Genomic DNA, 11,024 nt, shown 5'->3' on the forward strand with positions numbered 1-11,024 from the left:
CTCTCCGTTATGCCCGCTATGTCCACCTTCATTACTGGATTGCTATTACCAGTAATACAGTAATCTCGGCACTCGGCGGTCGGCACGTGCGGACTTCTGCTCGCGGTCCTGGTCACCGGTGCAGACATGCAAGACCGCGATGGCGCCCGGCCGCTGCTGCGGGCCGTTCGCTCGTGTTTCCCGAGCATCCGGCTGGTCTGGGCCGGCTCCGGCTATGCCGGTCACCTCGCTACTGGGCCGCCGAGCAGCTACGGCTCACCCTGCAGGTCGTGGCCGAGCCAGCCGGGCAGACGCGGAGTCAGCGGCGCGCCCTGGGGCGCTGGTCATGTGTTTGACGGCAGGTCCAGGGTGTGTCGGCGCAAGTCAGCGAAATGTGCGCAGTACCATCTCGGCCAGTGCGGCGACATCAGCGTCGGCCATCGGCTCACCGGTCATGCCCATCCGGTGGATGAGCGTTCCGGTGACGACGTCCATGAGGAGCCGAATCCGGTGCGGCGGCTCGCCTAATTCGTCCTGGAGCGCGAGGCGGTATGGCTCCTGCAGCCGGGTGGACAGGATCTCACGCAGGGCCGGATCGTTGACGGCGTCACTGAACACGCCCGCAAGCGCTGCGCCAACCCCGGGTTCGCCGATCTTCGCCGCCAGCCAGTGGATGCCCGAAGATAGGACCTCGCCACGATCGGCGCCGTCGAACGGCATCCGGCCAAACGCGTCAATGAGGCAGTCGACGATCAGCGCGCCCTTCGAGGGCCATCGACGGTAGAGCGTCGTCTTCGCGACCCCCGCCGCCACCGCGATTCGATCCATCGTCGCGCCCGCATAACCCAGCTCGTGCACCGAGCGCAATGTGGCAGCGAAGACGGTCGCGTTCAGGTCCGAGCGAGGACGCCCGGCCGCAGACGAGGCCGCCACGGAGGAGGTGGGCACCAGGATAGGCTATCCTGCCACTTACGCTACCGTCAGTAGCGTAAGTGACCTGGAGGACTCCATGAGAGCCAAGGCCCCACTGCGCGCCCGCGTCATCCTCAGGGACACCCTGGACTGGGAGGCACTCACCGACGATCAGGTGATCGCCGTGCGCGAGAAGATCAATCGACTGGGATCGTCTCGCGCAGCGCGGATCATCACCGGCCTGCCCGACCGTCGCGCTCGCATCGAGCAACGCACGATCAACCTTCCGGGCCGCCGCCTGAACCTGCGGGTACACCGCCCGAACAACGCCGGTCCGAGGCTGCCGTTGATCCTCTCGTTCCACGGCGGAGGCTTCATCGTGGGAACCGCCGCGCAGAACGACTGGCTCAACAGCCACCTCGCGGCCCGCTGCCCAGCGGTGGTCGTGTCCGTGGAGTACCGCCTCGCCCCGGAGCACCCGCTGCCGGAGCCAATCGAGGACGGCTACGACACACTCGTCCGCCTGGCCGATGACCCCTTCGGCTGGGGCATCGACCCTGGGGCCGTCGCGGTCCTCGGCGAGAGCGCCGGCGGGACGCTCGCCGCGCTCATCGCGCTGCGCGCCCGCAAGGACGGCCCGCCGCTCCACGCCCAGGTGCTGACCTACCCGGCCACGGACTGGTCCGAAACCATGACCGACTACCCGTCGATCGCCGCGAACGCCGGCAACCCCGGGCTCTCCCTGTCTCGGCTGCACGCAAGCCGACGGCTGAGCGTGCCGCCAACCCTCGACCCGCGCAGCGTGTCTCCGGTGAGGGTCGACAATCTCGCCGATCTGCCACCGACGCTGGTCATCACCGGCGAACTGGACCCGGTAGACGACCAGGGGCGCCGATACGTCGAACGGCTCCGCGCGGACGGCACCGACGTCCGTCTGACCTGCTACCCGGAGGCCATCCACGGCTTCCTCAGTACGCCCGGCCTGGTCCCAGCCGCCCGCCCCGCACGCCGCGAAATCCTCGCCTTCATGCGCGGCCACTTGCGCCCGACGACGAGCTCGACGGTGACAGCAGAGCGATGACCACCGCTGTCGCTGCTGGAACAAGGGAACAGTCCACCCTTCCCCTTGCGTCCGCCATGGCGACCATGCCTGATGCGCGCCCGCCCGGCCGACCCCTTCACTACGACCACAGTCACAACGGAGGCATCACCCATGCGCGTCCGGATTGTCCAAGGAGTCTCTCTCCTGTCCACTGGTTTGCTCGCCGGCGCCTTCAGCTACGGTGCGGCCAATCTGGTCCCCACCTTCAACGCCGTGCCGCTCGGGCTACGGCTCGACTTCCATACCGAACTGATGAAGACAAACGGAATCACCGTGCAAGGCGCGATGGCGGTTTCGACCCTCAGCACTCTCGCCTTGGCCGTACTGGCACGCGGCCGTGCCCGCGTCCTCGCCAGCACGGCCGGACTCCTAACCCTCGCCTCCTTCCTGATTACCCGGCTCGGAAACGTCCCGATCAACGCTCACATCAAGCAGTGGGCTGCCACCACCGCACCAGCCGACCACCCGGAGATCCTGCACCGCTGGGAGTTGTTCAACGACGCCCGTACCGTCACCGCCGTCACCGCGTTCGCCCTCCTCACCCTCCTCGCCCTGCAACCCACCGTCACGCCAGGTCGAGAACCGTGACGCGCGTCCGTCTCAGACCCTGGTAGATGAGGGTTTAGGTGTGTTGGTGGTGGGCTAGTCGGCGGGTCACCGCCGGGGTCCGGTGTTCGTGGCTCAGTCTCTGCCGCGGGCATCGGAAGGGACGGCGGGTGGCTCTCGCCGACAACGCAACGACGCTGGCCACGGTAGCCACGTCCGCCCCGACGAGCGCCCGGAACCGGACTTCTGCGGGTGACCAAAACGGGCCGGTCGGACCGGCGGCCTTCCTCACCCCGTCTCAGCCGAACTCGACGTGCGGTGGCGGCGCCGGAGATGCCGCTAGACCTCGACCAGTCGGCACGTCGGCAAGTTCCAGCAGTTTGACGGCGTCGATCACCGCAGCGCTGGCAGCGGCGCCCCCGGGTCCGTGCATGCCGTCGGCGACAGTCAGCAGCCGCTCACTGGCGTACACGGCGTCTTCGTTGCTGTCACGCCCGGCACCGATGTCGCAACCGGCGGCGTGGCGGACGGTGAGAGCGGGTTTCGGTTCGGACATGGCGGCGCCCCTTGCGGACAGGTCGTGGACGAGAAGTGCGGCCAGCCGTCCGCGTTGCGCCGTGTCGACGTTGACCTGCCGCCAGTACGCCCGGACAGCTTCGGCCGCTGCGGCCGGCTCCAGGTCGCACACGGCACGGACCTCGGCCAGCGGCATGCCGATGCGACGCAGCTCAGCGATCAGTCCGGCCCGCGGCAGCTGCCGCGGGTCGTAGAGCCGGTATCCGGAATCCGGATCGACCGCGGCTGGCGGCAGCAGTCCCAGCTCGTCGTACAGACGCAACGCCTTCGGCGTCAGTCGGGCCGCTCGGGCGAACGCCCCGATGGTCCACAGCTGCTGCACGTCGACATCCTCCTCGTGCAGTCACCACGACCGGCACGAACCAGGCTCGGTCCTACCCCAGGCGAAGGTCAACATGAGCATTCGGCTCGCACGTGAGCATCGCCGCCCGCAGCCGAAGAGGCGGTGACCTGTTGGTTTACGCGAGGGACACCGTTTTCTTCGGCCGTGCCGGGCCGCCGTCGGTTCGATGCTCTCAGATCCGGGTCATGGTGCAGGTGTATCCGCCGCCGCCGGGGTAGGTCCATTCGCCGGTGACGGCGGTGCCGTCCGAATTGAAGGTGCCTTGGTAGTAGGCGGGGCTGCCCTTGGCGCCGGCCCAGATGGTGAGCGTGTCGCCGGTGAGTTCGTAGACGTAGTCGAACGTGTTGCCGGTGGCGTCGTAGAAACGCGAGACCACGTCTGTGCTGGCGGGCTCACCGAACGGGCGCAGGTTGCCGATCACCTCCAGGCCGGTGACCGGCTGGCCGTACTGGCTGAGCTCGACGTGCTGCAGGAGGAAGAACCGGCCGGGCATCCATTCGTACCGCACGGTCCCGTCGGCACCGCCGGTCACCTTCCAGGTGCCGACCAGGCGATTCAGGGCCTGCAGTTCGGCGCTCGGCTGCGGATTGTCAGTCATTGGTCCTCCATTCGGTGGGTGCTTGCCGCTACCTCGGAAGCGACCCCCGCCCCTTGACACCCACTGCCTGTGACTCAGACCACACAGATTGGCTGTCGAGATCGCCGGGTCGGTCACGAGGTAGCGGCAAGAAGCCCACCGAATGGAGGAAGCCATGGCCACCATCGCTGTTCCCGCCGCCCACACCGTTCGCCGCCGCTCCGGGCGCCTGCTGCTGGCCGGTGCCCTGGCCGGGCCGGTGTTCTTCGCCTCGGCGATCATCCAGATGCTCACCCGTGCGGGGTTCGACATCACCCGGCACCCGATCAGCCAGCTCGCCACCGGCGATCTGGGTTGGATCCAGATCGCCACTTTCGTGCTCGCCGGCCTCGGCGGACTGGCGCTGGCCTTCGGGATCAAGCGCACTCTCACCGACGGGACCGGTCGACGTGCGCTGCCGGTTCTCGTGGGAATCTTCGGCGTCGGGCTGATCGCGGCCGGCGTGTTCACCATGGACCCGGAGTACGGCTTCCCGGTCGGCACTGCCGACGGACCGGCCGCCCAGATGTCCTGGCACAGCGTCGTGCACTCGGCTGCGGCTGCCGTCGCCTTCACCGCGCTGGCCATCGCCGCCATCGTGCTCACCGTCCGCCACGTACGCCGCCGGGCCGTGCTGCCCACCGTGGCGAACGGGGCCGCCGCGCTGGTCCTGCTGCTGCCCATGTCACCTGATCACATGAGCATCCAGATCGCCGTCAACGGCCTGGTCGCCTTCACCTGGACGACCGTCCTCGCCCTGTGGCTGCGCCGCGCCGCGTGAGGCGACGTACCGTAGCCGAGAGAAACGATCACCAAGAGGACGACGATGAAATACCTGCTGCTCAGCTACACCCCGGCCGCGGCCTGGGACGCCGCGACCGCCGACACCCCCTCCGAGGAGGCCCTGGCCGCGTTCGCCGCGTACCAGAAGTTCGAGCAGGAACTGACCGCGACCGGCGAGTTCGTCACCAGCGAGGGCCTGGGCCACCCGGCGGTCAGCACCACTGTCCGCAAGACCTCGCACGGGGTGGTGGCCACCGACGGACCGTTCGCCGAACTCAAGGAGGTCCTGGCCAGCTTCGCCGTGATCGACGTGGCCAGTCACGAACGAGCCGTCGAGATCGTCACCAGGATCGTCGACGTGCTCGGCGAGCCGATCGAGATCCGGCCGATCATGGGTGAGGATTTCACCGCGTGACCCCGGACGTCGAGCACCTGCTGCGCACCGAGGCGCCGCAGGTGCTCGGCGCGCTGGTACGCCGCTTCGGCCGCTTCGACCTCGCCGAGGACGCGGTACAGGAGGCGCTGCTGGCCGCCAGCCAGATGTGGCCGGTCGACGGTGTGCCGGACAACCCGCGCAGCTGGCTGATCCGGATCGGCTACCGCAAACTGGTCGACCTGCTGCGCTCCGAACAGGCCCGGCGCCGCCGCGAGCAGCACGCCGCAGCGGCCGACCTGGCCATGCGGGAACCGGCCCGCCAGGCCCAGCCGGCGCGGGAGACCGACGACAGCCTCACCCTGCTGCTGTTGTGCTGCCACCCGGCGCTGAGCCTGCCCTCTCAGGTGGCACTCACCCTGCGTGCGGTGGGCGGCCTGACCACCGACGAGATCGCCCACGCCTACGGCACGACCGAGGCCACCATGGGTACCCGGATCAGCCGCGCCAAACAGCACCTGGCCCGTGCCGGCGCGCGCTTCACCGCCCCCACCGATGCCGACCGGGCCAGCCGGATCACCGCGGTGATGCACGTGCTCTACCTGATCTTCAACGAGGGCTACACCGCCACCACCGGCGAGACGCTCTCCCGCATCGACCTCACCCAGGAGGCGATCCGGCTGACCCGCATGCTCCGGCAGGCCCTGCCCGACGACGCCGAGGTGGCCGGGCTGCTCGCGCTGATGCTGCTCACCGAGGCTCGGCACACCGCCCGTAGCAGCCCCGACGACGAACTGGTGCCGCTGGACGAACAGGACCGTACCCGGTGGAACACCGACCTGATCCGCGAAGGCACCACCCTGATCGACGGCGTCTGGCCGCGGCGGCAGATAGGCCCGTACCAACTGCAGGCGGCGATCGCCGCCGTCCACGCGGCGAGCATGTCGCCGGAGCAGACCGACTGGCCGCAGATCGCCGCGCTCTACCTGTGGCTGGAACGACTCAACCCCACCCCTCCGGTACGACTGAGCCGGGTCGTCGCGGTGGCCAAGGCGTACGGGCCAACCCGAGGGCTCGCGTTGCTGGACGACCTCAACCGCCGGTACCGCCTGAACCAGGAGCCACTGACCCGGCAACGCGAACGAGTCGTCCGCGCACACCTGCTCCAGCTGACCGGTGACACGGCCGGCGCAGCCACCCTGTACCGCGAAGCGGCCTCCCTGACCGACAACCAGGTCGAGCGGCGGTACCTGCTCGACCGTGCCCACCGGCTCGGCTGACCCGGCAGGGCCTGTGTGTGGCTTGCAGACCGCAGACAACGCTGAGACCGGAGGGTATCGATCACAGTCTGCTCCCGGCTGGGGCATACCGTCCGTTTGGTAGCACATGGGGGGCGAGAGACCCTGTCCAACCCCAGCAACCGAGCGCCCTCGCCGCAGCCCTACCGGTCGCGCAGGCCGGCACCTGCGCCCGACTGTGCTCAGCCGCGACCTACGCGGCCGTCGGGATCCGCGTCGCGGACGCCAGCCGGGACGGGGGCGCCGTCCCGATCGGCGCCGGTGCCGAGGAACCCGCCCGACTGCCGCGACCACAGCTGCGCGTACAGCCCACCACGTTCCCGCAGCTCGGCGTGGGTGCCCTGCTCGACGATCCGGCCGCTGTCGAGGACCACGATCCGGTCCATGCGGGCGATGGTGGACAGCCGGTGCGCGATCGCGATCACGGTGCGGCCGGCCATCACCTCGTCGAACGTGTCGTGGATGGCGGCCTCCGCCTCGGAGTCCAGCGCGGACGTGGCCTCGTCCAGGACCAGGATCGGTGCGTCCCGGTAGAACGCGCGGGCCAGCGCGATCCGCTGTCGCTGGCCACCGGAGAGGCGAACGCCGCGCTCGCCGACGTGCGCGTCCAGGCCGGTTCGGCCGTCCGCGTCCCGCAGCGTCGCGACGAATCCGTCGGCGGACGCCCGGCGCAGCGCCGCCTCGATCCGCGCGTCGTCGGCGTCGTCGGGACCGGCGATGTTCTCCCGGACCGAGCGGTGCAGCAGCGTGGCCTCCTGGGCGACCATGGCGATCTGATCGCGCAGGCTCTCCTGGGTCACGTCCGTGATGTCGGTGCCGTCGATCGTGATCGTGCCGGACTCCGCGTCGTGAAACCGCAGCAGGAGACCGACCAGGGTCGACTTGCCCGCCCCGGAGCGGCCGACGACGCCGACGCGCTCCCCGGCGGCGATGTCGAGACTCAGCCGGTCGAGCCCACCCCCGTCCCGACCGTAGTGGTGGCTGACCTGCGAGAAGCTGATGGCTCCGCTCCCCAGCCGCAGGCGGGTCGCCTGCGGCTTGTCGGCGACCGCGAGCGGTTGCGCGATGGTCCGCAGCGCCCGCCGCAGCGCGCCGACGGACCCGAACAGCGACGACACGGCATCCAGCAGCCACTCCGCCATCGCGGTGATCCGGAAGCTGAGCGCCAGCGCGGCCGCGACGAGACCCAACGGCGCGGCATCGGTACGCCACAGCGCGATTCCGTATCCGACGAGCCCGACGAGCAGCGCGCTGCCGAGCGCCATCATGCCGCTGTTGATCGTCACCTCGACCCGCTGCAGGTCCAGGTGCGCCCGCCGGGCCAGCGCGAACACCCGACGGTCGTGCGCGGTACGGGAGTCCTGGCCGCCGAGCAGCGCGAGGGTGTCGACGTTGGCGTACGAGTCGACGAGCAGGCCGGTCAGCGCGGACTCCGCGTCCTGCAGCCGCTCGGAGGCGCGCCGGTAGCGCGGCACCGCCCACCGCATGAGCAGCACGTACGCCAGGATCCAGACGCCCAGCGGCAGCAGCAGGCGTACGTCGATGGTGGACATCAGCCACACCGAGCCGGCGATGTAGGCGATCACGAACACCAGCGTGTGGATGACGGAGTACGCGGCGGTGCTGGCAGCGTCGCCGCCGTCGCGGACCCAGGTGGCGATGCGTCCGGCGAGGTCGTCGCGGAACCAGCCGACGGACTGCCGGGACACGTGCCGGTGTGCCCGCCAGCGGGCCAGCGGGCGGGCGTTGGCGCGGAACGCGATGTCGTCCAGCGCCTCGCCGACCACATTGACCAGTGGCCTGACCAGGAGCACCACCAGGGCGACGAGGAGCAGTTCGGTGCCGTGGTCGGCCCAGAGCGTGTCCGGGCTGCCGGCGGCGAGCGTGTCGACCAGGCGGCCGGCGTACCCGATGAGCCACACCTCGATCGCGGCGCACAGGATCGTGGTGGCGACGGCCGCGGCCACGACCGGGCGTAGCGGCCGCAGTTCCGTCAGGAGGAACCGCCGTACGGTGCCGGCCGGGGTGCGGTTGTCGTCGGTCGGGAAGGGGTCAACAGGGTTTTCGAACAGACCTAACACGAAGTGCCTTTCTGGCGGCGGAGACAGACAGGGAACCCGGGAAACCGCCGGACGTCCTCATGATCGATCTCCTCTTCGTGTCGGTTGGCCGGGGTGCTCCTGGCGAGGTTAGGCGAGTTCGTGCGGAGACGCCGCTCAGTTTCCGACGACGTTGCGCAGCCGCGCCCGGCACTCGGCGACGAACGTGGGATAGGTGTGCCAGTAGTAGGAGATGCCGCTGACCGCCACCCCGATCGCCCGCGCCCGCGTCCAGGTCACGTCGTCGAGGCTCAGGGCGTTCCAGTACGCGTAAGGAGACCCGGGACGAGGCCCAGAGCCCGGTCGGGGGTGCGCGGTACGCGCACAAGAAGGTCATCGCCGAGCCGGTACGTGGTGTTGTCCGTGCCGGCACGCGCTGGTGACAGCGGCAGGGCGGCCCACTGTGGGCACTGGGCCGCCAGCAGCGACCGGCTCTTGTCGACCGGAACCTCGTCCTGGTGCAGCGCCATCCGGTGATCCTCCGTGGGCGGATCTGGTGGAGCCACCGAATTCTCGACGGGTCCGTCGAGGACGGTCAGCCGGGCTCTGGCGCGGGCGTGAGCCCGTGCGCGAGGGCGGCGGCGGTGCGGGCGAGAACGGGCAGGAAGTGGTCCCGGGCGGCGTGGTGACGTCCGGCAGTGACCGCGAAGATGTCGCGTGCCGCCGCCCACGCATCGGTGACGGGAACCAGAGTGACGTCGGGCGGCGCGGCGCTGGCGGCGATCGCGGGCACCGCGGTGACGGCCAGTCCCGAGGCCACGAAACCGAACTTGGTGGTCCAGTCCGATGCCGTGAAGGCGATGCGTGGTGCGAAGCCGCCGGCGGGGGCGAGGGCTCGGGTGGCGTCGGTGGCGGAGGGCCCGGCGATCCAGGGTTCGTCGGCGAGGTCGGCAAGGCTGAGGGCGCGGCGGCCGGCCAGGTGGTGGGTGCCGGCCATGGCGACCAGGAGGCGGTCGGTCATGAGGTGGTGCCAGCACAGCTTGCCCGGGTCGGGCGGGTGTCGCGCCGGGGTGCTGACGATGACAAGGTCGGCCTCCGCGGCGGCCAGGCGGGTCAGCAGGCGGGGTGTCGGCCCTTCGACCAGGGTCACGCTGACGGCGGGGTGGGTGGAGCGGAACGCGGACAGGGCGCGCGGTACCAGCGCGGCGCCGGCGGTCGCGAACGCCCCGATGCTGAGCTGGCCCGTCTCGGCGGCCCGCACAGCCGCCAGTTCGCGGCGGGTGCGGTCCATCCGATCGAGGATCGCCTCGGCGTGTTCCAGCAACCGCTGCCCCTCTTCGGTGAGTTCCACGCCCCGGGCGTGCCGATGCAGCAACGGCGCCGCGAACTCGTGTTCGAGCAGGCCCATCTGCCGGGAGACGGCCGACTGGGTGTAGCCCAGGGCGGAGGCGGCGGCGGTGATCGACCCTCGCCGTACCACCTCCCGAAAGGTTTGCAGCAGGGTCAGTTCCATGGCAGACATGTTCTACGGGCATGGCTGCCATGAGCAAGATTCGCTTGTTCGATGGCTTGAACGCTCCTAGCGTCGATGGCATGACGCACATCGCCGTGTTGGGCACCGGTGCCATGGGTGCCGCAATCGCCCGACGCCTACTGGATCGGGGTCATCGGGTCACGGTGTGGAACCGAACCGGTCACCGCTGCACCTCCCTGGTTCATGCCGGAGCCGCGCCCGCGGGCACCCCTGCCCACGCCGTCGCGGAGGCCCAGGTGATCATCACGAGTCTGCGGGACGCCGAGGCGGCCGACGCCGTCTGGTTCGGTACGGACGGTGGGGCCACGGCCCTGCGCCCGGCTCAGGTGGTGGTGGAGACCTCGACCGTCGGACCGGATGCGGCCCGGCAGGTGGCGGCGCGGCTGCCTGCCGGGGTGACCTTCGTCGACGCGCCCCTGGTCGGCAGCGCCGACGCGGTCGCGGCGGGCACCGTGCAGATCCTCGCCGGTGGGCCGTGGGAAGAGGTCGCCACGGTGCTCCACGACCTCGGCTCCGTCCACCCGGTGGGCGACGTGGGCGATGCGGCAGCGGTCAAACTCGCCGTCAACGCCGCGTTGGCCACGGCCGTCGTGGGGATCGCCGAGGCGCTCACCGTCGCCGACGCCACCGCGGTCGCCCGTGAGGTGGTCCTCGAAGCCCTGGCACGTGGACCGCTGGGCGCGGTCGTTGCCCGTACCCAGGCGACCGGGGCCCGCTTCGGTATCAGGCTGGCGCACAAGGACGCCGAGCTGGCCCTGCGGGCCGTCACCCGCGCCGGGCGGGCCGCGCCGGCGTTGCACGCCACCGCACAGCAACTGCGCCACCATGTCACGCACGGTCTCGCCGAGGCCGACATCAGCCGTCTGGTACGAAGGGAAATGCCGTGAGCATCATCTTGGACAACCCCGCCGGAACCCCCGCCC

General features: G+C 70.2%; 12 protein-coding genes and 2 pseudogenes. 7 read left to right on the forward strand and 7 right to left on the reverse strand.

The window, feature by feature from the left end:
• Positions 1-84 precede the first annotated feature (84 nt).
• A pseudogene (locus E1166_RS31985) lies at positions 85-222 on the forward strand (IS5/IS1182 family transposase); the annotation flags it as partial.
• Between the two features lie 141 nt (positions 223-363).
• Here the strand turns inward: E1166_RS31985 and E1166_RS13625 are convergent.
• Positions 364-837: a TetR/AcrR family transcriptional regulator gene (locus E1166_RS13625; RefSeq protein ID WP_243710334.1), complete on the reverse strand. Its 474-nt coding sequence runs from the start codon at positions 835-837 to the stop codon at positions 364-366.
• Positions 838-988: 151 nt separating this feature from the next.
• Between E1166_RS13625 and E1166_RS13630 the strand changes: the two genes are divergently transcribed.
• On the forward strand, positions 989-1,972 hold the full coding sequence (locus E1166_RS13630) for an alpha/beta hydrolase (protein ID WP_132338952.1): 984 nt from the start codon (positions 989-991) through the stop codon (positions 1,970-1,972).
• Between the two features lie 132 nt (positions 1,973-2,104).
• Positions 2,105-2,581, forward strand: coding sequence for a DUF1772 domain-containing protein (locus tag E1166_RS13635; protein ID WP_132338954.1), 477 nt, complete (start codon positions 2,105-2,107; stop codon positions 2,579-2,581).
• 328 nt (positions 2,582-2,909) lie between these two features.
• On the opposite strand, the pseudogene E1166_RS13640 reads toward E1166_RS13635, so the two are convergent.
• Both E1166_RS13640 and E1166_RS13645 read right to left on the reverse strand, forming a co-directional pair.
• Positions 2,910-3,481 (reverse strand): annotated as a pseudogene (locus E1166_RS13640) (MerR family transcriptional regulator); the annotation flags it as partial.
• Positions 3,482-3,630: 149 nt separating this feature from the next.
• Entirely contained in the window at positions 3,631-4,056 is a 426-nt protein-coding gene (locus tag E1166_RS13645; protein WP_132338958.1) for a hypothetical protein, read from the reverse strand.
• A gap of 154 nt (positions 4,057-4,210) precedes the next feature.
• Here E1166_RS13645 and E1166_RS13650 point away from each other — a divergent pair, with 154 nt between their 5' ends.
• The 3 genes from E1166_RS13650 to E1166_RS13660 are packed head-to-tail and all read left to right on the forward strand — an operon-like array spanning position 4,211 to position 6,510.
• Entirely contained in the window at positions 4,211-4,855 is a 645-nt protein-coding gene (locus tag E1166_RS13650; RefSeq protein WP_132338960.1) for a DUF998 domain-containing protein, read from the forward strand.
• Between the two features lie 45 nt (positions 4,856-4,900).
• Positions 4,901-5,272, forward strand: coding sequence for a YciI family protein (locus E1166_RS13655; protein ID WP_132338962.1), 372 nt, complete (start codon positions 4,901-4,903; stop codon positions 5,270-5,272).
• Complete coding sequence (locus E1166_RS13660; RefSeq protein ID WP_132338964.1) at positions 5,269-6,510, forward strand: sigma-70 family RNA polymerase sigma factor; 1,242 nt, start codon at positions 5,269-5,271, stop codon at positions 6,508-6,510. The genes E1166_RS13655 and E1166_RS13660 overlap by 4 nt, the downstream gene beginning before the upstream one ends.
• Before the next feature lie 200 nt (positions 6,511-6,710).
• Here E1166_RS13660 and E1166_RS13665 read toward each other — a convergent pair whose 3' ends face one another.
• From E1166_RS13665 to E1166_RS13675, 4 genes are all read right to left on the reverse strand, one after another.
• Positions 6,711-8,609, reverse strand: coding sequence for an ABC transporter ATP-binding protein (locus E1166_RS13665; protein ID WP_132338966.1), 1,899 nt, complete (start codon positions 8,607-8,609; stop codon positions 6,711-6,713).
• 135 nt (positions 8,610-8,744) lie between these two features.
• Positions 8,745-8,867 (reverse strand): hypothetical protein, encoded by a 123-nt coding sequence (locus E1166_RS32515; RefSeq protein ID WP_279433220.1) that lies wholly within the window; start codon positions 8,865-8,867, stop codon positions 8,745-8,747.
• An 11-nt stretch (positions 8,868-8,878) separates the two neighbouring features.
• Entirely contained in the window at positions 8,879-9,097 is a 219-nt protein-coding gene (locus tag E1166_RS31990) for a hypothetical protein (protein ID WP_243710336.1), read from the reverse strand.
• 65 nt (positions 9,098-9,162) lie between these two features.
• Positions 9,163-10,080, reverse strand: a complete 918-nt coding sequence (locus E1166_RS13675) for a LysR substrate-binding domain-containing protein (RefSeq protein ID WP_132338968.1) — start codon at positions 10,078-10,080, stop codon at positions 9,163-9,165.
• An 80-nt stretch (positions 10,081-10,160) separates the two neighbouring features.
• Between E1166_RS13675 and E1166_RS13680 the strand changes: the two genes are divergently transcribed.
• Positions 10,161-10,988 carry an NAD(P)-dependent oxidoreductase gene (locus tag E1166_RS13680; RefSeq protein ID WP_165944331.1) on the forward strand — a complete coding sequence of 276 codons (828 nt, stop codon included), beginning with the start codon at positions 10,161-10,163 and terminating at the stop codon, positions 10,986-10,988.
• The last annotated feature ends 36 nt before the right edge of the window (positions 10,989-11,024 follow it).

This window comes from Micromonospora sp. KC213 (assembly GCF_004348325.1).
GTDB lineage: Bacteria > Actinomycetota > Actinomycetes > Mycobacteriales > Micromonosporaceae > Micromonospora.

Excerpts from the sequence above, each read along its gene's own strand:
- E1166_RS13630 (WP_132338952.1), top strand. The coding sequence starts at position 989 with ATGAGAGCCAAGGCCCCACTGCGCGCCCGCGTCATCCTCAGGGACACC.
- E1166_RS13655 (WP_132338962.1), top strand. The coding sequence starts at position 4,901 with ATGAAATACCTGCTGCTCAGCTACACCCCGGCCGCGGCCTGGGACGCC.
- E1166_RS13650 (WP_132338960.1), top strand. The coding sequence starts at position 4,211 with ATGGCCACCATCGCTGTTCCCGCCGCCCACACCGTTCGCCGCCGCTCC.
- E1166_RS31990 (WP_243710336.1), bottom strand. The coding sequence starts at position 9,097 with ATGGCGCTGCACCAGGACGAGGTTCCGGTCGACAAGAGCCGGTCGCTG.
- E1166_RS13645 (WP_132338958.1), bottom strand. The coding sequence starts at position 4,056 with ATGACTGACAATCCGCAGCCGAGCGCCGAACTGCAGGCCCTGAATCGC.
- E1166_RS13675 (WP_132338968.1), bottom strand. The coding sequence starts at position 10,080 with ATGGAACTGACCCTGCTGCAAACCTTTCGGGAGGTGGTACGGCGAGGG.
- E1166_RS13680 (WP_165944331.1), top strand. The coding sequence starts at position 10,161 with ATGACGCACATCGCCGTGTTGGGCACCGGTGCCATGGGTGCCGCAATC.
- E1166_RS13635 (WP_132338954.1), top strand. The coding sequence starts at position 2,105 with ATGCGCGTCCGGATTGTCCAAGGAGTCTCTCTCCTGTCCACTGGTTTG.